This is a genomic window from sulfur-oxidizing endosymbiont of Gigantopelta aegis, from assembly GCF_016097415.1.
Classification (GTDB): domain Bacteria; phylum Pseudomonadota; class Gammaproteobacteria; order GRL18; family GRL18; genus GRL18.
The window spans coordinates 2,793,595-2,813,082 of sequence record NZ_JAEHGE010000001.1 but is presented as its reverse complement, the minus strand read 5'-3'; the positions used below and the strand labels follow the sequence as shown (position 1 = coordinate 2,813,082).

The 19,488-nt window shown below is 37.1% G+C and carries 23 protein-coding genes and 7 pseudogenes; 17 read left to right on the top strand and 13 right to left on the bottom strand.

Annotated features, from left to right (window positions below):
- The 4 genes and pseudogenes from JEU79_RS14215 to JEU79_RS14200 form a co-directional block, all read left to right on the top strand.
- Window positions 1-567, top strand: a pseudogene (locus tag JEU79_RS14215) (IS3 family transposase); the annotation flags it as partial.
- Window positions 568-844: 277 nt separating this feature from the next.
- Window positions 845-1,054 carry a hypothetical protein gene (locus JEU79_RS14210; RefSeq protein WP_198264622.1) on the top strand — a complete coding sequence of 70 codons (210 nt, stop codon included), beginning with the start codon at window positions 845-847 and terminating at the stop codon, window positions 1,052-1,054.
- Window positions 1,051-1,428 (top strand): IS66 family transposase, encoded by a 378-nt coding sequence (locus JEU79_RS14205; RefSeq protein WP_198264260.1) that lies wholly within the window; start codon window positions 1,051-1,053, stop codon window positions 1,426-1,428. The genes JEU79_RS14210 and JEU79_RS14205 overlap by 4 nt, the downstream gene beginning before the upstream one ends.
- Before the next feature lie 30 nt (window positions 1,429-1,458).
- Window positions 1,459-1,791, top strand: a pseudogene (locus JEU79_RS14200) (IS3 family transposase); the annotation flags it as partial.
- A gap of 232 nt (window positions 1,792-2,023) precedes the next feature.
- Here JEU79_RS14200 and JEU79_RS14195 read toward each other — a convergent pair.
- Both JEU79_RS14195 and JEU79_RS14190 read right to left on the bottom strand, forming a co-directional pair.
- On the bottom strand, window positions 2,024-2,356 hold the full coding sequence (locus JEU79_RS14195) for a hypothetical protein (protein ID WP_198264620.1): 333 nt from the start codon (window positions 2,354-2,356) through the stop codon (window positions 2,024-2,026).
- A 124-nt stretch (window positions 2,357-2,480) separates the two neighbouring features.
- Window positions 2,481-2,942, bottom strand: a pseudogene (locus JEU79_RS14190) (winged helix-turn-helix domain-containing protein); the annotation flags it as partial.
- Window positions 2,943-3,023: 81 nt separating this feature from the next.
- On the opposite strand from JEU79_RS14190, the gene JEU79_RS14185 reads away from it, so the two are divergent.
- Both JEU79_RS14185 and JEU79_RS14180 read left to right on the top strand, forming a co-directional pair.
- Window positions 3,024-3,548, top strand: a complete 525-nt coding sequence (locus JEU79_RS14185; RefSeq protein WP_198264618.1) for a hypothetical protein — start codon at window positions 3,024-3,026, stop codon at window positions 3,546-3,548.
- 16 nt (window positions 3,549-3,564) lie between these two features.
- A complete protein-coding gene (locus JEU79_RS14180) occupies window positions 3,565-4,149 on the top strand; it encodes a hypothetical protein (protein ID WP_198264617.1) in 585 nt (194 codons plus the stop codon).
- 560 nt (window positions 4,150-4,709) lie between these two features.
- Here JEU79_RS14180 and JEU79_RS14175 read toward each other — a convergent pair.
- Window positions 4,710-5,861, bottom strand: a pseudogene (locus JEU79_RS14175) (IS3 family transposase); the annotation flags it as partial.
- Window positions 5,862-5,910: 49 nt separating this feature from the next.
- On the opposite strand from JEU79_RS14175, the gene JEU79_RS14170 reads away from it, so the two are divergent.
- From JEU79_RS14170 to JEU79_RS14125, 10 genes and pseudogenes are all read left to right on the top strand, one after another.
- On the top strand, window positions 5,911-6,261 hold the full coding sequence (locus tag JEU79_RS14170; protein WP_246540321.1) for a hypothetical protein: 351 nt from the start codon (window positions 5,911-5,913) through the stop codon (window positions 6,259-6,261).
- 30 nt (window positions 6,262-6,291) lie between these two features.
- A pseudogene (locus JEU79_RS14165) lies at window positions 6,292-7,449 on the top strand (IS3 family transposase).
- Between the two features lie 334 nt (window positions 7,450-7,783).
- Window positions 7,784-8,083: a hypothetical protein gene (locus JEU79_RS14160; protein ID WP_198262483.1), complete on the top strand. Its 300-nt coding sequence runs from the start codon at window positions 7,784-7,786 to the stop codon at window positions 8,081-8,083.
- A gap of 92 nt (window positions 8,084-8,175) precedes the next feature.
- Window positions 8,176-8,457: a hypothetical protein gene (locus tag JEU79_RS14155; protein WP_198264616.1), complete on the top strand. Its 282-nt coding sequence runs from the start codon at window positions 8,176-8,178 to the stop codon at window positions 8,455-8,457.
- Between the two features lie 53 nt (window positions 8,458-8,510).
- Window positions 8,511-9,029: an N-6 DNA methylase gene (locus JEU79_RS14150; RefSeq protein WP_246540320.1), complete on the top strand. Its 519-nt coding sequence runs from the start codon at window positions 8,511-8,513 to the stop codon at window positions 9,027-9,029.
- A gap of 108 nt (window positions 9,030-9,137) precedes the next feature.
- Window positions 9,138-10,297, top strand: a pseudogene (locus JEU79_RS14145) (IS3 family transposase).
- A 355-nt stretch (window positions 10,298-10,652) separates the two neighbouring features.
- A complete protein-coding gene (locus JEU79_RS14140) occupies window positions 10,653-10,835 on the top strand; it encodes a hypothetical protein (protein ID WP_198264615.1) in 183 nt (60 codons plus the stop codon).
- On the top strand, window positions 10,832-10,990 hold the full coding sequence (locus JEU79_RS14135; protein ID WP_198262479.1) for a hypothetical protein: 159 nt from the start codon (window positions 10,832-10,834) through the stop codon (window positions 10,988-10,990). The genes JEU79_RS14140 and JEU79_RS14135 overlap by 4 nt, the downstream gene beginning before the upstream one ends.
- 133 nt (window positions 10,991-11,123) lie before the next feature.
- The gene (locus JEU79_RS14130; protein ID WP_425511180.1) at window positions 11,124-11,741 is read left to right on the top strand and encodes an Eco57I restriction-modification methylase domain-containing protein; all 618 of its coding nucleotides are present in this window, start codon (window positions 11,124-11,126) and stop codon (window positions 11,739-11,741) included.
- A gap of 433 nt (window positions 11,742-12,174) precedes the next feature.
- The gene (locus JEU79_RS14125; RefSeq protein WP_198264613.1) at window positions 12,175-12,552 is read left to right on the top strand and encodes a hypothetical protein; all 378 of its coding nucleotides are present in this window, start codon (window positions 12,175-12,177) and stop codon (window positions 12,550-12,552) included.
- A 16-nt stretch (window positions 12,553-12,568) separates the two neighbouring features.
- Here JEU79_RS14125 and JEU79_RS14120 read toward each other — a convergent pair whose 3' ends face one another.
- From JEU79_RS14120 to JEU79_RS14105, 4 genes and pseudogenes are all read right to left on the bottom strand, one after another.
- Entirely contained in the window at window positions 12,569-12,838 is a 270-nt protein-coding gene (locus JEU79_RS14120) for a response regulator (RefSeq protein ID WP_198264612.1), read from the bottom strand.
- A 12-nt stretch (window positions 12,839-12,850) separates the two neighbouring features.
- Window positions 12,851-13,797 (bottom strand): annotated as a pseudogene (locus tag JEU79_RS14115) (IS1595 family transposase).
- A gap of 114 nt (window positions 13,798-13,911) precedes the next feature.
- Window positions 13,912-14,346: a DUF4399 domain-containing protein gene (locus JEU79_RS14110; protein ID WP_198264611.1), complete on the bottom strand. Its 435-nt coding sequence runs from the start codon at window positions 14,344-14,346 to the stop codon at window positions 13,912-13,914.
- 68 nt (window positions 14,347-14,414) lie between these two features.
- Window positions 14,415-14,615, bottom strand: a complete 201-nt coding sequence (locus tag JEU79_RS14105; RefSeq protein ID WP_214660576.1) for an SHOCT domain-containing protein — start codon at window positions 14,613-14,615, stop codon at window positions 14,415-14,417.
- A 633-nt stretch (window positions 14,616-15,248) separates the two neighbouring features.
- On the opposite strand from JEU79_RS14105, the gene JEU79_RS14100 reads away from it, so the two are divergent.
- Window positions 15,249-16,268 carry a sensor domain-containing diguanylate cyclase gene (locus tag JEU79_RS14100; protein WP_214660575.1) on the top strand — a complete coding sequence of 340 codons (1,020 nt, stop codon included), beginning with the start codon at window positions 15,249-15,251 and terminating at the stop codon, window positions 16,266-16,268.
- Window positions 16,269-16,916: 648 nt separating this feature from the next.
- Here JEU79_RS14100 and istB read toward each other — a convergent pair.
- From istB to JEU79_RS14085, 6 genes are all read right to left on the bottom strand, one after another.
- Complete coding sequence (gene istB / locus JEU79_RS14095; protein ID WP_425511179.1) at window positions 16,917-17,675, bottom strand: IS21-like element helper ATPase IstB; 759 nt, start codon at window positions 17,673-17,675, stop codon at window positions 16,917-16,919.
- 13 nt (window positions 17,676-17,688) lie between these two features.
- Window positions 17,689-17,985 (bottom strand): hypothetical protein, encoded by a 297-nt coding sequence (locus JEU79_RS28055; RefSeq protein WP_343074973.1) that lies wholly within the window; start codon window positions 17,983-17,985, stop codon window positions 17,689-17,691.
- Between the two features lie 14 nt (window positions 17,986-17,999).
- Window positions 18,000-18,386 carry a Mu transposase domain-containing protein gene (locus tag JEU79_RS28050; RefSeq protein WP_343074972.1) on the bottom strand — a complete coding sequence of 129 codons (387 nt, stop codon included), beginning with the start codon at window positions 18,384-18,386 and terminating at the stop codon, window positions 18,000-18,002.
- 78 nt (window positions 18,387-18,464) lie between these two features.
- Complete coding sequence (locus tag JEU79_RS28045) at window positions 18,465-18,827, bottom strand: DDE-type integrase/transposase/recombinase (RefSeq protein ID WP_343074971.1); 363 nt, start codon at window positions 18,825-18,827, stop codon at window positions 18,465-18,467.
- 62 nt (window positions 18,828-18,889) lie between these two features.
- Window positions 18,890-19,147 (bottom strand): hypothetical protein, encoded by a 258-nt coding sequence (locus JEU79_RS28040; protein WP_343074970.1) that lies wholly within the window; start codon window positions 19,145-19,147, stop codon window positions 18,890-18,892.
- A gap of 59 nt (window positions 19,148-19,206) precedes the next feature.
- On the bottom strand, window positions 19,207-19,488 hold the full coding sequence (locus JEU79_RS14085; protein ID WP_246540317.1) for a hypothetical protein: 282 nt from the start codon (window positions 19,486-19,488) through the stop codon (window positions 19,207-19,209).

Here is a 19,488-nt window from a genome sequence, read left to right as displayed (position 1 = left end):
TTTAAAGCGACGACTAATTCCAAGCATAATAAGCGTATATCTCCAAATTTACTGGAAAGAGAGTTTACTGTCTCTCAACCTGATCGCTACTATGTGGGTGATATTACCTATATTGCCACCAAGGAAGGCTGGTTATATTTAGCGGTTGTCATTGACTTATTCTCTAGGCAAATTGTTGGCTGGTCGATGGATGAGCGAATGAAAGCCAAGCTAGTCAATGATGCTTTACTGATGGCCATATGGAAGCGTAAACCAATGGATGGATTGCTTTGGCATACTGACCGAGGTAGCCAATATGCCTCTGATAGTCATAGAAAAATATTGTCGGATCATAACATAATTCAGTCTATGAGCCGCAAAGGAAATTGCTGGGACAATGCTGTATCAGAGAGCTTCTTTCATAGTTTGAAAACTGAATTGACGCACCATTGTCGATTCAAAACCAGAGTAGAAGCAAAGCAGGCAATATTTGAATATATTGAGGTATTTTATAATCGGGAGCGACTTCATTCGGCTAATGATTATTTGTCACCAGTCGATTATGAAATACAGCAGGAAATAGCTTAAATCGATTGATTGAAGAGGGGTAAAAGGCGACATAAATGCCGCCCATTACCGTTGACGGCCATCGGCTCCTCAGCCTGTGCCGTGAAGATATTGTAACAGGATCATTACCGTTGTGAAAATACCTTGGGTGAATGGAACGGCTCTATCGTTCCAGAGGGCAAAGCCCTTTCTCTTCATCTGTTTAAAGTTAACATGAGAAACTAAAATGATAGGAAATACAAAATGACAAAAATCACTTGAAACAGCCAAAAAAATATTTAGAAAACTGTCCGGAAAAGTGTTGACACATCATGATGCCTTAAAAGCATTACCCAAGAACAGTCAGAAAAAGCCTGGCATGGTACAAATGGCGATCAGTAAAATTGCTAAATTGTATGCGATTGAAAAACAAATCAAACCGCTCAATGCTGAACAACGTTACCTGATCCGTCGAAAAAAAGCAAACCACTACTGGATGACTTTAAAAAGTGGTGTGATGATAAAGTGACTAAAACAACAAAAGACAGTAAGTTGGGTGTCGCTATTCGTTATGTGATCAATCAATGGAAGTATCTGACTGTCTATCTTGAAGAGGGCAACCTCCAGATTGATAATAATATGGCAGAGCGGCGGATCAAACCCTTTGTGATTGGGCGCAAAAACTGGGTCATGAACCAAAATCCTCGTGGTGCTGAGGCCAGTGCTATTTTATATTCAATCGTGCAAACAGCGAAAGCAAACAACCTAGAGCCCTTTGCCTTTTTAACACACATTCTGACTGAGTTACCTAAGCTGGGCAGGCATTATGATGATGAGGCTTTAGAGCAATTGTTGCCATGGAATTTGACTGAAAAAATTCAGCCTTTAAATAAAGTGGAATGATACGTCAACGTGGGAAGTTTTGACGTATACGCCATATGGAAGCGTAAACCAATGGATGGATTGCTTTGGCATACTGACCGAGGTAGCCAATATGCCTCTGATAGTCATAGAAAAATATTGTCGGATCATAACATAATTCAGTCTATGAGCCGCAAAGGAAATTGCTGGGACAATGCTGTATCAGAGAGCTTCTTTCATAGTTTGAAAACTGAATTGACGCACCATTGTCGATTCAAAACCAGAGTAGAAGCAAAGCAGGCAATATTTGAATATATTGAGGTATTTTATAATCGGGAGCGACTTCATTCGGCTAATGATTATTTGTCACCAGTCGATTATGAAATACAGCAGGAAATAGCTTAAATCGATTGATTGAAGAGGGGTAAAAGGCGACATAAATGCCGCCCATTACCGTTGACGGCCATCGACTCCTCAGCCTGTGCCGTGAAGATATTGTAACAGGATCATTACCGTTGTGAAAATACCTTGGGTGAATGGAACGGCTCTATCGTTCCAGAGGGCAAAGCCCTTTCTCTTCATCTGTTTAAAGTTAACATGAGAAACTAAAATGATAGGAAATACAAAATGACAAAAATCACTTGAAACAGCCAAAAAAATATTTAGAAAACTGTCCGGAAAAGTGTTGACACATCAAACCGGTTAATTCAATAATATGCCAGCCTTTGGTTTTGGTTTGTGTGCTGGGGATGTATTTTAAGTTGCCGGCAAAAATTTCTTTAGTATTTTTATTGTAAAGCAAATAAATTGAATCATAATTCTTTTGTAGCAAGCTGGTTTCAATGGCAACTATTAATGCATCTTTTCCTTGAGTATTATAAATTAATTGCAGTCTTTCCATATCATATTCAATATGATGGTCTAATTGTTTGTAAATATAGCCAACAGTAGACCAATAGATAAAACTCAATAAAATTAGTGAGGAAAGAATAAAGAGTATAAAATACAAAATAACCATTCTAAAGGTTGAATTGTGTATTACTTTTCTTATGTGCTGCTTTAAACTGAGATTTTTATCTTTACTGAGGTTTGGTTTAATTGCTTTTGACAACATAGCCTGCCCCACGAATTGTATGTATCAAAGGAAATTCAAAAGGCTTATCTATTTTTTTTCGTAAGCGACTCATGTGCACATCAATAACATTGGTTTGTGGGTCAAAGTTATAATCCCAAACATGCTCAAATAGCATGGTGCGTGAAACAACATGACCGGCATTCCGCATTAAGTATTCTAATAAGCGATATTCAGTTGCAAGTAGAGTAATGTCCTGATTGTTGCGAGTGACTTTGTGCGTTAATAAGTCGACTTTCAAATCTGCAATTTGTAACTGAGTTTCTTGTGCTTGTGATTCTGAAGAATTATTTCGTTTTCCAAGTATTTCAATGCGGGCGAGTAATTCAGAAAATGCAAAGGGTTTGACGAGATAATCATCGGCACCGCTTTGAAGACCCTCAACGCGTTGTTCAACATCAGCCATAGCACTGAGTATAATAACAAGCCGATAAATAAAGGTGTTGATAAATGCGATAAATTAAGCTATTATTCTTGTAAAATCAACATTTAAGGGGATATCTAAATGGATAAAATATCTTCTGATATAAAACAACCAAGAATTCCAGTTGAAATTAACGATATTCAGGTTAATTTTTGCAAAAATCCATTGTGCCAAAATTATGGTGTTCCTGCCAGCACAGAAAGCCAAGTTAAACTCCATAAATCACAAAAAGACTGCTACAAATTATCAAGTGGTAGTCGAAAGCCAGTTACTAAACTGATTTGCAAGTCTTGTAATGAGTTATTCCCAGTTAAGAGCAATCAAGGAATTTGGGATGAATTACAGCGAATTGAAGAATATTTAAAAGAAACTCCAGAGGTGTCATGCCCTGATAATTCATGTAAAAATAATCTCATTAGTATTAAGTTAGGAAAAGAATTTTACCAGTCTTTTGGGAAAACAAAATCAGGTTCTAGTCGTTATCGATGCAAGTCTTGTAAGAAAACATTTTCAGTTAAACAATCTACAACTGGTCAAAAACAGCCTCATAAAAACAATCTTATTTTCAAACTTCTAATGAATAAATCCTTTAAGGCGAATCTGTGAAGTTGCTGATGTTGGTATGGCGACTGTTTATGCAAAAATTGATTTTCTGCATAAACAGTGCATGACCTTTGTATCAGAAAGAGAACAGAGGTTAATTAAAAGCAATATAAAGCGACTTTATGTTAGCGTGGATAGACAGGAATATATTGTTAATTGGACAAGACGAGAAGATAAACGAAATATTAAACTTTCAGCAATCGGTAGTGCTGACAATGAAACGGGCTACGTATTTCAAATGAATTTAAACTATGATCCTTGTATTAGCCCTATTGAAATAGAAGAAAATGCTTTATCTGTTAATGATTATAATGCCCAATACGCCTATCGAAAACATGCAAGATTCTGGTTGAATGGTGATTATAAAGAGAGTGTGAAAAATTCAAGATCCAAAAAGACAAATGGATCATCTTTAAGTGCCGATATATCAGCAACATACAAGGATGCAATTTCTCGTGATGATATAGAAGAATCAGAAGCTCTCTATCAAGTACAAAAATTGCCTCAAAATGGAATGCAGATCCATTCTGAATATACGATGTATGGACATTTCTTTTTATACATAAATTGTTCAGTGGTGTTGAAAAAATCAGATTCTTTTTAGATCAAGATTCTGGAATGAGAGCAACCTGCTTAACAGCTTTCCATAACGAAATAAAAAATAGAAGCTGTGATGCTTTTTATGTTCGAATAACAAAGGATTTAACTGTTGATGAAAAGCGGAGAACTTTAAATGATTCCAGGAACTATTTTTCAGATCAGCAAAAAAAAGAACACCCTGATTTATCAAAAATAAAATAAAATTAAAAATAATAAAAGATCGATTAGAAAACATGCAGGAAATTGGAAACTGGAAAGATAAATGGCTTTTACACCCTTTTCCTAATATGTCTGAACCAGAAAAAGCGATTTGTTATCTTACTCAAACTATTTTTTTGGCTGTTTCAAGTGATTTTTGTCATTTTACAACATATCATTTTAGTTTCTCATGTTAACTTTAAACAGGCTTTTGCCCTCTGGACGATAGAATTCCATTCACCCAAGGTATTTTCACAACGGTAATGATCCTGTTACATGATCTTCACGGCACAGGCTGAGGAGCCGATGGCCGTCATGGTAATGGGCGGCATTTATGTCGCCTTTACCCCTCTTCAATCAATCGATTTAAGCTATTTCCTGCTGTATTTCATAATCGACTGGTGACAAATAATCATTAGCCGAATGAAGTCGCTCCCGATTATAAAATACCTCAATATATTCAAATATTGCCTGCTTTGCTTTATAACCTGGTTTTGAATCGACAATGGTGCGTCAATTCAGTTTTCAAACTATGAAAGAAGCTCTCTGATACAGCATTGTCCCAGCAATTTCCTTTGCGGCTCATAGACTGAATTATGTTATGATCCGACAATATTTTTCTATGACTATCAGAGGCATATTGGCTACCTCGGTCAGTATGCCAAAGCAATCCATCCATTGGTTTACGCTTCCATATCGTCATCTTTAAAGCATCATTGACTAGCTTGGCTTTCATTCGCTCATCCATCGACCAGCCAACAATTTGCCTAGAGAATAAGTCAATGACAACCGCTAAATATAACCAGCCTTCCTTGGTGGCAATATAGGTAATATCACCCACATAGTAGCGATCAGGTTGAGAGACAGTAAACTCTCTTTCCAGTAAATTTGGAGATATACGCTTATTATGCTTGGAATTAGTCGTCGCTTTAAAGCGTCTCTTCGTTTTACAAAACAAACCGGCTTTTTCATTAATCGACCAATTCTCCGGCGGCTTATATGAACGCCTTTTTCAGCCAGTTTTCTCTTTTTAAGACGACGGGTTCCATAAGTCTTGCGACTGTCTTCAAACAGTTTTTTAGCTGCTCAGTAAGCGCTTCATTTTCTTTCTCTCTATCCGTTTTAGGAGAGCTAACCCAATCATAATAGCAACTACGGGAAACATCCATAAAACGGCACAGAATCGTTACCGGGTAATCTTTAGCCTGATCAGTTATCCATGCGTACTTCACAAAGTTTCCCTTGCAAAGTACGCTGTGGCCTTTTTAATAAATCACGCTCCTGAATCACTTTTGCCAATTCTTTTTTCAGACGTTTTACTTCATCATAAATGTGTTCATCACTTCTATTGGCTACCGTCTTCACCGGTTTGGAATATTTACTGATCCAGGTATGTAGAGTATTTACATTAACACCTAGCTCCCTGGCAGTCTGAGAAACGGGTTGATCCGTCTCATTAGCTAATTTGACAGCTGATTCTTTAAATTCTGATGTATAGCTTTTATTCGGTTTTTTGTTTGATCATTCATTTTAGGTCACACTTTTTATCTTTTAGTTATTTTAAGTTGTGTGTCCGGTTAAGTATAGCCACATTAACTATGATGAAGACCATCAGGCATGGTTATATAACAAAGCCTCCATGCATGGGATTGATAATTTTTTTATGCAGGTTAGACGTAGATTATCATTATTAGAGCGAGTTATTTCATCTGCCAGCAGTTCTGGCAGAAGGTGGTATGGGTATTCTGCTTACAACCCAAAGAACATTGTTAAGTTACTCGATATATTCCGAGTTTATTATAATTATTGTATTGCAGGAAAAGACAAAAAAACACCCGCTATGCGTTTAGGTCTGGCAAAAGGCATTGTTAGTCCAGATAATGTGGCTATACTTAACCGGACACACAACTTAAAATAACTAAAAGATAAAAAGTGTGACCTAAAATGAATGATCAAACAAAAAAAACCGAATAAAAGCTATACATCAGAATTTAAAGAATCAGCTGTCAAATTAGCTAATGAGACGGATCAACCCGTTTCTCAGACTGCCAGGGAGCTAGGTGTTAATGTAAATACTCTACATACCTGGATCAGTAAATATTCCAAACCGGTGAAGACGGTAGCCAATAGAAGTGATGAACACATTTATGATGAAGTAAAACGTCTGAAAAAAGAATTGGCAAAAGTGATTCAGGAGCGTGATTTATTAAAAAGGCCACAGCGTACTTTGCAAGGGAAACTTTGTGAAGTACGCATGGATAACTGATCAGGCTAAAGATTACCCGGTAACGATTCTGTGCCGTTTTATGGATGTTTCCCGTAGTTGCTATTATGATTGGGTTAGCTCTCCTAAAACGGATAGAGAGAAAGAAAATGAAGCGCTTACTGAGCAGCTAAAAAACTGTTTGAAGACAGTCGCAAGACTTATGGAACCCGTCGTCTTAAAAGAAAACTGGCTGAAAAAGGCGTTCATATAAGCCGCCGGAGAATTGGTCGATTAATGAAAAAAGCCGGTTTGTTTTGTAAAACGAAGAGACGCTTTAAAGCGACGACTAATTCCAAGCATAATAAGCGTATATCTCCAAATTTACTGGAAAGAGAGTTTACTGTCTCTCAACCTGATCGCTACTATGTGGGTGATATTACCTATATTGCCACCAAGGAAGGCTGGTTATATTTAGCGGTTGTCATTGACTTATTCTCTAGGCAAATTGTTGGCTGGTCGATGGATGAGCGAATGAAAGCCAAGCTAGTCAATGATGCTTTACTGATGGCCATATGGAAGCGTAAACCAATGGATGGATTGCTTTGGCATACTGACCGAGGTAGCCAATATGCCTCTGATAGTCATAGAAAAATATTGTCGGATCATAACATAATTCAGTCTATGAGCCGCAAAGGAAATTGCTGGGACAATGCTGTATCAGAGAGCTTCTTTCATAGTTTGAAAACTGAATTGACGCACCATTGTCGATTCAAAACCAGAGTAGAAGCAAAGCAGGCAATATTTGAATATATTGAGGTATTTTATAATCGGGAGCGACTTCATTCGGCTAATGATTATTTGTCACCAGTCGATTATGAAATACAGCAGGAAATAGCTTAAATCGATTGATTGAAGAGGGGTAAAAGGCGACATAAATGCCGCCCATTACCGTTGACGGCCATCGGCTCCTCAGCCTGTGCCGTGAAGATATTGTAACAGGATCATTACCGTTGTGAAAATACCTTGGGTGAATGGAACGGCTCTATCGTTCCAGAGGGCAAAGCCCTTTCTCTTCATCTGTTTAAAGTTAACATGAGAAACTAAAATGATAGGAAATACAAAATGACAAAAATCACTTGAAACAGCCAAAAAAATATTTAGAAAACTGTCCGGAAAAGTGTTGACACATCAAGAAGACATCATTTATTTTTCACCTAATTAACTATGAGCCATTATGAATAAAACAATTTTCAAACAACTTAAGAAAGACAAAGGTAACTGGCTCAATGAAACAGAAGTACGCCAGGGATGGATAAAGATTATTGGTGATGCTTTAAATATTCCTTTTCAAATGGAGAGGCAAAGAGTTGATGCCAGTTATAACAGAGTTATTATTGAATTTAAGGATAAGGGCTTATTTAATGGCAGTACTTCCAGTTCTGCATTTAAAAATGCGGTGTTTGATCGCTTAAAAAATATATCCCGACTCGTGCTAAACTCGAATCCCTCGACAATGAGGATTATATTGGAATAGTTACCGATGCAGAGCATATTGCATTTGCACGGTACAGCCGAGGAAAAATAGTTCATGATGCATTATTACCATTAAGTGAATCCAGTGTATCTTTGATAGTTAAGGCTCTGACTGATTGTAAATGGGTTCCTGTTACATCAGAAAATCTAATCACTGATTTTGGTCATAGTTCTGATGCTGGCTGTAATATGTTACAGGCTTTATCTGACGCATTATCAGAGCGACTGGAAAAGAAAAATAATAATAAAATAAAAATGATCTTTGAAGAGTGGAAAGCTCTTTATGGACAAACATCAAATCTTTCCATCAGCCAAGTGAATGGGATTCTTGATAATATTGATTTCAAGTCAATTTCTCTGAACAAAAAAGTCTGAAGAATTGAAGATCCCTGTTGCACTTTTTTGTCATACATACTTACAACTCTCTTTTGATAAAAATTCTTGGTGCAGAAGTTGTTGCCGAACATGCACTAACCACTTATAAAGGATTTATCAGAGAAACAGTCAGCCTTGATGGTCAATTATTAATTGACCGAATGGAATATGAAATTGAACAGGGTAATTTCTTTTCTGGTGCTGGAATAAATGGGTTTGGAGAAGAAGTTATTTTCAGTTGGTATCTTGATGTTGCAAGATTGAAACAACATCAAGCCAAAATAATTGATGGATTAAAAGGTATTTTGCTTTCATTCTCCATGTATAGAGCGGATAAATTAACTTCCGCACGTTCAAAAGATGTTCTTAAGTCGTTTTATCAAGATCTCGTGCCAAATGAGCTACGAAAAAGTCTGGGTGAATTTTATACACCAGAATGGTTGGTTGAAGTCACTCTGGATAGAATCAATGTAAAAAATTTTTTAACTCAACGATTTCTTGATCCAACATGTGGTTCAGCTTCTTTCTTACTGGCTTTAATCAGGAAAATAAAAAATACAAGCAACAGATGATGGGTGGGGTGATTTAGAAGTGTTAAAACACATCATAAACAATAATGTGGTTATACTTAACCGGACACACAACTTAAAATAACTAAAAGATAAAAAGTGTGACCTAAAATGAATGATCAAACAAAAAAACCGAATAAAAGCTATACATCAGAATTTAAAGAATCAGCTGTCAAATTAGCTAATGAGACGGATCAACCTGTTTCTCAGACTGCCAGGGAGCTAGGTGTTAATGTAAATACTCTACATACCTGGATCAGTAAATATTCCAAACCGGTGAAGACGGTAGCCAATAGAAGTGATGAACACATTTATGATGAAGTAAAACGTCTGAAAAAAGAATTGGCAAAAGATTCAGGAGCGTGATTTATTAAAAAGGCCACAGCGTACTTTGCAAGGGAAACTTTGTGAAGTACGCATGGATAACTGATCAGGCTAAAGATTACCCGGTAACGATTCTGTGCCGTTTTATGGATGTTTCCCGTAGTTGCTATTATGATTGGGTTAGCTCTCCTAAAACGGATAGAGAGAAAGAAAATGAAGCGCTTACTGAGCAGCTAAAAAACTGTTTGAAGACAGTCGCAAGACTTATGGAACCCGTCGTCTTAAAAGAAAACTGGCTGAAAAAGGCGTTCATATAAGCCGCCGGAGAATTGGTCGATTAATGAAAAAAAGCCGGTTTGTTTTGTAAAACGAAGAGACGCTTTAAAGCGACGACTAATTCCAAGCATAATAAGCGTATATCTCCAAATTTACTGGAAAGAGAGTTTACTGTCTCTCAACCTGATCGCTACTATGTGGGTGATATTACCTATATTGCCACCAAGGAAGGCTGGTTATATTTAGCGGTTGTCATTGACTTATTCTCTAGGCAAATTGTTGGCTGGTCGATGGATGAGCGAATGAAAGCCAAGCTAGTCAATGATGCTTTACTGATGGCCATATGGAAGCGTAAACCAATGGATGGATTGCTTTGGCATACTGACCGAGGTAGCCAATATGCCTCTGATAGTCATAGAAAAATATTGTCGGATCATAACATAATTCAGTCTATGAGCCGCAAAGGAAATTGCTGGGACAATGCTGTATCAGAGAGCTTCTTTCATAGTTTGAAAACTGAATTGACGCACCATTGTCGATTCAAAACCAGAGTAGAAGCAAAGCAGGCAATATTTGAATATATTGAGGTATTTTATAATCGGGAGCGACTTCATTCGGCTAATGATTATTTGTCACCAGTCGATTATGAAATACAGCAGGAAATAGCTTAAATCGATTGATTGAAGAGGGGTAAAAGGCGACATAAATGCCGCCCATTACCGTTGACGGCCATCGGCTCCTCAGCCTGTGCCGTGAAGATATTGTAACAGGATCATTACCGTTGTGAAAATACCTTGGGTGAATGGAACGGCTCTATCGTTCCAGAGGGCAAAGCCCTTTCTCTTCATCTGTTTAAAGTTAACATGAGAAACTAAAATGATAGGAAATACAAAATGACAAAAGTTCCAGAGGGCAAAGCCCTTTCTCTTCATCTGTTTAAAGTTAACATGAGAAACTAAAATGATAGGAAATACAAAATGACAAAAATCACTTGAAACAGCCAAAAAATATTTAGAAAACTGTCCGTTGACACATCACAATGTCTGGGGCTTTGATTTAAATCCTTTAGCAGTCCAGACTGCCCGAGTGAATATATTAATCGCTATTTCTGATTTATTAGACAATAACAAAGGAACAGATATAGAAATACCGATTCTTTTAGCGGATGCAGTGTATTCCCCAGCTCGAAATCCTAAAAAGATGAATTGATTGTCTCTTATAAAATTGGTAGTGAAGTAGCCGATCTTGAAATTTTATTGCCTTCAGAATTGGCTTTTGATAGAAGTCGTTTAGATTCCGTATTTTTACTAATGGATAATTTAGTTTCAAAAAGTACTCAGTGGCGTGAGACAGAAAAAAATTAATACAAAAAAATTAATTACATCCAATGAAATGAAAGAATGGAGATCACCACTCAAGCATACTTATGAAAAAAATTCTGGATTTACATGAAAGAAACTGGAATGGTATCTGGTTTCGTATAGTGCGTAATTTCTTCTGTCTGCTATTGCAGGAAAGTTTGATGTGGTTGTTGGTAATCCACCTTGGGTCAGATGGTCAAAATTACCCGAATTATACCGTGAACGTATAAAGCCAACCTGTGATCATTATGGAATTTTCTCAAAAACAAAATTTCATGGTGGAAATGAACTTGATATATCAGGAATGATCACCTATACCGTTGCAGATAAATGGCTCAAAGATGAAGACGGAATTTTAGCATTTGTTATCACGCAAACTCATTTTCAATCACCATCTTCAGCAGGTTTTCGATCATTTTATATCGGAAATAATCAGATCATTCAACCTGTAGGGATTGATGATCTAAAAGCTTTAAAGCCATTTCCTGATGCAGCCAATAAAACAGCTATTTTTATTGCTAAAAAATGCAAAGGTAACACAATAAAATATCCTATACCCTATGCTATATGGGAAGCGGCTAAAGGAAATAAAAAGCAATCCCTGCTCACCTCACAAAACAAGAAGCTCTTGATTCAGTTGACATTGATAAGTGTGAGGCAACCCCTGTTACGGGAGGTGATTCACCATGGGCTATTACACCGAAAGGTGGTTTTAAAGCATTTAAAAGATCACTGGTGCAAGCACTTGGGTTAACGGCAGAAAAGGAGTAACCACAGAATTAAATGGTATTTATTTTGTAAAAATTATTGATACAAATAAAAATAATAATTTGGTGCAAATTAAAACCTGCCCTGACTTTGGAAGAAATGAAAAAGTAAAACCAGCAAGAAAGTTTTGGATAGAACCTGATTTTCTATATCCTTTAGTTAAGGGGCTGGAGATATACAGGAATGTTATGTCTCAATCAAAAAAGATTTATATGTACTGGTGCCTAATAAGGGGATCACAAAACAGTTATTAGAAGATTGTGAAAATGACATGGAAGACAAACCAAAGTGTGAAGGATTTTTTAGCACCTATCAAGACCAGCTTATTTTAAGATCAACATATAGCAAACGAATGACAGAACACGCACCTTTATTTCTGTATTTCAAATGTTGGCAGTTATACTTTCGCACCATTTAAAGTGGTATGGCCTGAACAGCCTGGCAATAAATCATTTAGAGCGGCAGTCATTACAAAAGGTAACGATCCTATCAGTGGTCAAAAAGTTTTTGTTCCCGACCACAAATTGTTTTTTGTTGATTTTTATGATTCAGAGCCAGCCTATTATCTTTGTGGTTTACTAAACAGCTCTACAGTACAAGCTTTTATTGATAGTCATAATATTTCAATTCAAGTGGGTAATGTGTTTAAACACATGAATTTACCAGAATTTGATGCAGATAATAAGAAACATAAAGAGTTATCAGCATTAAGTGAAGTAGCACATAATGAAGATAACAAAATCAAAAGACAAGCATTGTTAAAAACTATTTCTAAACTTGGAAATTCATTACTTTGAGCAAATATGGGTGTTTTTATACAAAAATATCAACACCTTTGTTTATCGGCTTGGTATAATAACGGGGGTTTTTTATATTTGAGGCGCGTATAGTACGTATAATGGTTAAGCCTTCGATGCCTGGGAGCATTCTATCCACGATCATAACATCGTAGTTTTCCGTGGTGGCAAAAAATAATCCTTCTTTGCCGTCGGCCTGATGATCGACAACATGATTGTTTTCACCGAGGCCTTTGATAATGAAATCAGCAACACTGATATCGTCTTCAATTAATAATATACGCATAATTTTTCTTGATTACCCATAAAGCTCCGCCATTTTTAGGAGCTTTCCATTCATAGGTGGCGTTTTCATCGCCACGCATAAAAAACCTTGGCATCATGTCTTTTAAGTTAAAGCGTCTATTAAACCGATAACAAAATTCAGCAAGATACCGAGGTAAATGTTTTGAGTTAATGGAATGATAGCTTCCCTTCATAGAGTTTTTAATATTACCTATCATAGTGTTAACCCCAGATAAACTCAATTTTATCAACACTTGCCGCACCACCACCCGTGACGATTGGAACATGCTTACAGTCAGCTTCTTTAACCGCAGGAAAACAATTTAACCCATCTGAGTAAACAGTACTTCCAGGTGTTAAATGAGTTTGTGCCCATCGTTTTATTTCACTGGATTTAAACCCTTTAAGCACATTTAAATTCATTGCAATCGGGTGTCCATCTTCATTAGTAGAAACGGCTGCGAACGGTGTTTTATTTTCTGAACCACGACCTCTGGAGCCGCCTCTGTGCTCACCACCCCAGTAGGCATCATCAATTTGAATGATGCCTGATAAAGGTTTACTGTCATCACGTTCTTTCATAACCTGCATGATCTTTTGTTTCATACTCCAGGCTGTATTGTAGCTTACCTTAAGCTGTCTCTTTAATTCTAATGCTGAAACCGCTGTCTTCAATTGAGTCATAAGATGAATCGCTAAAAACCACTTAGATAAAGGCAGTTTGGTACTATCAAATATTGTCCCACAGGTTGCTGATGTCTGATGATGACAATGGTGGCACTGATAAAGATGGCGATGTTCTAGAGTGCAATAAGTCTTATTGCCACACTCTGGGCAAACAAATCCATCAGGAAATTTCCATTTAAATAAGGCTTGTCGGCACTGTTTGTCAGTGCCATAATCATTAAAAAGCTCAAATAAACTATAACCTTCTTGAAACTGAATTTTATTTTTTGACATCATTCTACTCCACACATAATCTATACTTTAATTATAGTATAATTATAGTATAATTATCGAAATATGGCGGAGCTTTGTGGGTAATCAAGTAATTTTTTCTTCTTATTTAGCTTTTTATTTAACAGTAATGGTAATAGGATTAGAAACCAAGGGCTTTATGGGTTCGTGAGTTTGATCCCCCACTACTAGCTGTAGGCGATGCTTACCTTTAGGTAACTTGAGTAATACTTCTGATTCACCTTGTTCAAAATCTAAGTGCTGTTGATCAAAAGGCAGACTTTCATGATAATTTACCGGCTCAATGACGTTAATTAAAAGATGATAGTGACCGGCACGATTAACATTCTCACCCGATGGTGCGATCATAAAATTTCTAACGCTGAATTTAACCAGAAAAGGGGAGCTAACAGTATCGCCATCTGCCGGTGAGTTTATAGACGTTGAGGCATTCATGGGGACAGGAATCCCATGAGCAGAAATATCTGCACTAAATATGACGATATTAAGTAAGACTATATAAAAAGTAATGCCAGTTAAATTGAGTGTCATTGATAATTCCAATAAAACGGCATAAAAGAAAGCTCTTTTATACCGCCAGTTTTGCTCATGATAAAGAATTAGTGAGTCTGATTATGAGTCAGTGTTGCTTTCATTGACTCATATTCATCGGTATCTAATTCACCGCGTGCATAGCGTTCATCGAGAACGTCCTGTGCATTTTTTTGTTTTCTATGTGACTCAGGCAGTGTCTGAGCCAGATAACCGGATTGGTGGGACAGATATAATGCACCGAAAACAACTAATAAAAGTAGCCACAACATGATACACCTCCAGAGATAAAATTAAAATTTATAGCCTTATATTATTTTGATTTAATTATTACTTTTATACTATTGACCCGCTTTATTCCAAGTCATGGAGTTAAACTGACCGTAGGAACTATCTTGATGCATATAACTATGATTCTGGTATTGATGACTTTGTGACCACATCATAGTGCCTGCCAGAAAAAATAATGCCAGTAGCAGAAGAACCAATGCATTTAATGTTATATTTAGCTTGTGAGTGTTTTTCATGACTATTTCTCCTTAATTTTTTTGTCGTTTTTTTAATTGAGTCAGGTTTAGATTGACTTAAGGTTTAATTTCTTTCTATGGCTGTATTATCACATAAGAATTCTGTCGCTAACCTTACACCATCATTAAATATAATTTAGGTTTCTTGTGTGAGACATATCAATGAAAAAAATTACAAATCTGCTATTATAATCATAGGCTTAAAGAAAATAGACTTTAGTCTCAAATGAGGCTTTAAAACTGTATACCTTTAGGCTGTTGATGTTTTTTTGATCAAATTAGATAATCCTAATGTGAAATTATGCTTAGAAATAAGCGTAATTTAAATAAATATTCATCTGGCATTACAGCTTCAATGCTGCATTGCTTAAATGAGTGAATACTTGGGGAAGTCAGTTTATGAGAATGTCATTGAGTCATTTAATGCAATGGGTTATTGGCCTATTATCATTATTCATGCACAAACTGAGTTGTGCTATGACTTCATTTACTTCTTATTTTACTAATCAAAATACCTTTAATAGCTCACTTATTTATAACCATTCATCTGACGGTATGTTAGTGACGGATAGCCAGCATAAAATAATCGGTGTGAATGATGCTTATAGTAAAATCACAGGTTATAGTGAGGCCGAATCTATGGGACATAATCCTCGTTTTTTACAGTCTGGGCGCCATAACAAACAATTTTATGAAAGACTCTGGAAGTCACTTAAAAATACAGGACAATGGCAGGGAGAAGTGTGGAATAAGCGTAAAAATGGTGAGGTTTTTCTTGAACTCCTGACAATCAATGTCATCAAAAATAAGTCGGGCAAGATAATGTATCATTTTGGGGTGTTCAGTGATATTTCTGATACCGATGACAGAGATGAACAATTAGCGCACTTGGCATTTCACGATCATCTAACCGGACTTCCGAATCGCCTATTGCTCAATGAACGCTTAAATCAGACGCTCATTTATGCCCAACGTAATGAGATGTCTGTTGCTTTATTATTCATTGACTTTGACGGTTTTAAAGCGGTTAATGATACTTATGGTCATGATGTTGGTGATTCCATCCTAAAAATGGCTGCCCAAAGAATGAATAATGTTAAGCGTAGTAGTGACTTCTTAGCAAGAGTAGGCGGTGATGAATTTGTGATGATTATTAACTCACTGTCTGATGAGCAGACCATTTCACTGATAGCTAAAAATATCATACAGGCAATGCATTTACCTTTTCATCTTAAGTCACAACAAATTAATATAGGTGCTAGTGTGGGTGTCAGCCTCTATCCTTATGACACGACTGATTCAAGTGAGTTATTAAAACAGGCGGATGATGCGATGTATCACGCTAAATCTCTTGGTCGCAATACCTATTCTTTTTATCATGGCAATAGTCATTAAATGATTTTATTTCAATTGCTTACAGTCTTTAATTAAAATAAATCTATTTTAATTTCTTGCTCGCCTCATTACTTATTAATACCACCTCAGAATGGCCATATTGGTTTGTTTGATAGTTGTGGTACTTTTTATGTTGTGTCCACATTAAAGTTAATACTATTAATAATAGGGTGATTAGCAGTATAAATAATAGTTTGATTGTGAAATTTTCATTGCCTTTATTTATCATGGTCTGCTCTTTTGTTCAGAATTTAATAGTTCAGAATTTAATAGTTCAGAATTTAATAGTTCAGAATTTAATAGTTCAGAATTTAATAGTTCAGAATTTAATAGTTCAGAATTTAATAGTTCAGAAATTTATATTAATTATTTTTCTCGTTATTATCCCATATCAATTCTTACTCAAACCTTACACGAAGATTAAATAAAATTCACATTTGATTATTTTTAATCAATTAGTTAATTAGGAAATATTTAAGTAATACTATTGCAAATGATAATGATTCGTATTATGATCTCGTAAAATTAAAACAGTGGTGACAGCGGTCTCGTGAATTTGTAAAGAGTTGGCCATTTGAAATTGTTTCGGCCAGATCACCTCAATGACTCCCAGATCAAGTCATGATCTGGGATTTGAATGACTTCCCTTTAACTTTCAATCTGATCTTTCATACGATAGCTTTTTCCTTCAATAACCACTGTCTGAGCATGATGCAGTAATCTATCCAGCAATGCTGAGGTCAATGTGCTGTCATTGTTAAAGATCTCTGGCCAGTCCTTAAAGGCACGATTGGTGGTGATCACCGTTGAGCCCACTTCATAACGACCAGAGATGATTTGAAACAGCATATCGGCTCCATTCTTATCAATGGGTAAGTAGCCCAGTTCATCTAAAATGAGGATTTCAGGTTTAATGTATTTGCGCATTTCCAGTTTCAAACGACCCGATTTCTGTGCCACAATGAGTGAGTTAATGGCATCCACCGTATTTGTAAACAAGACCCGTTTTCCATTGAGACAGGCATGATGACAGGCGGTGGCCAGATGCGTTTTTCCTAAGCCAACGCCACCCAGTAAAATAATATTAGTGTGTTGCTTTAAAAACTGTAGCCGAAAGAGATCCTTGATCTGCAGTTGATTAATTTTCTTTGGCCAGTTCCAACTGAACTGCTGTAGTGTTTTCACAAATGGGAATCGAGCCGTTTTCACTTTACGTTCAATTGCTCTTTCCTGTCGCCTATTATTTTCCAACTCAATTAACTGAGTCAGGTAATTAACATGAGACCAACTGTCTTTATTAGCCTTTAAAGCCGTCTCTTCATAATGCTCGGCAATACCAGGCAACTTAAAGTATTTCAACTGTTCAAGTAGTCTTTCGACTTCTTTATCAGTGGGCATATCAAGCATCATTTGAATGGCTTCACTTTTCTTCTTTGTTTGATTGTTTTGTTTCAAACTGGATGGTTGAGTCATAAGTTGTTCCTTTGATTTCTTTAGGTTGATAAATATTGATGTCGGGTTTTTCTAACGTAATGTCGAGTAAGTCTTCACTGCGGGTTAAATGCAAAGCACCTGCTTCGGGTAATTTGTTGAGTCGCTGTTCCAATAAATTGGCCACATACTCACTACTGAAGGCTTCAAAGACAAAGGCATCCAGCATGGCTCGTTCAGTGGCTTCAATGCCATAGATTTCACTGAGGCCAACAATCTTTCGCACATGAACTTTAGGGTTTAAACGCTTCTGAGCCAGCTTTTGATAGTAATCACTGGCACGAGGTGACAGTGCAATAAAGCGTTGAAACAGTTTTGATCTTCTGAACGTCTGCGCTGGGCTAGCAATTCTTTGGGATGGTCCGGATCTTCAAAATCACGATGGCGCTCAAAGCTGCGAATGTGTCGGGCAATGAGTTTTTCCTGATCATAAACACAAAGTCGCTCGGGATAGATTTTTAAGGTCAGTGACTGGCTGGCATATTCTGCGGGCACTGAATAGCGGTTAGAATCCAGACTGATGCGAAACAGTTTGTTCGGTCGGCGGACGGTTTCAATCCGTGCAATGTCATATCGGTTAATGGGCAAAGAGCGCATGGCCTGCACATCTTCAGGCAAACAATCCACTGGCTTTTTCGGGTTTCGCCATGGATGCGCACATTAGCAATGTCAGCCATCCAGATTTTAATGGCTGGATTCAAGATCTCAAACTGAGTCAACTCCAGGCCATTGAGGAAGTTTTTTTGACATAACCCACCCCGTTTTCAACCCGACCTTTTCATTGCCCTTACGAACGCCACAGGCTTTAATTCTAAAACCATAATGATGTGCAAAGTCTAAGTATTTAGGGTTAAAAACAATATCTTCTCCTGCAGGGCGAGAGAGAACGCCCGTCTTCAAATTATCAATCATGACTTTTTCCGGCACGGCACCAAAGAACTCAAAAGCATGTTGATGACAGGCCAGAAAGTGTTCCATGCTTTGTGATAAAGTGAATTCTACGTACATCATTCTGGAATGGCATAACACCATCACAAAGAAGTTCAGCTTGCGAGTGGTTTCACCCACTTGAATGGTTTTGTACAGGCCCCAGTCAACCTGAGCAGCTTCACCTGGTGCAAAGGCTAAGGTTAAAAAGCGGGCTTTCGTTTGGGTCGAACCTGATGAACATAACGTTTGACCACAGAGTAGCTCCCGTCATAACCCTCCTCCTGTACTCGTTGAAAGAGCTGAGTCGCCGTATAAGCATGCTTTTCCAGCAAACTGACAATATCATCCTTATAGGGATCGAGTTTGCTGTTTTGTGCTGCCGGTTTCCGTGGTCGATAATGTTTTTCCTGTAGCCAGCTCTCTACTGTGCGGTGATCTGAGATCCATCTTTTGTGCAATCTGACCTACGTTCAGCTTATCCTGTTGATACTGTTTCATACGGCACCAGGCTTCATAATCAATCATGATGGCCTCCAGCATTTAATTGTTTGAGTATTTGTTTTATGTGGACAGGTGAAGATGAGGTTTGTCTAACGGGGTCAGATTTGGCTGATGGGGATAAAGATAGGACTTGATACAAAGGATGTTTATAAGTGATTAGTTTGGCCTGAATGAGTTCTGTTCGTGCCTGAGTGAACTTTAATGTCCCTATATTCAACTGTTTCATTAAGCTCGGTTGTGAGTAATAACTCAGCCCATTTTGATCGGCAACGGTAAGTAAAAATAAATAAAATGCCAT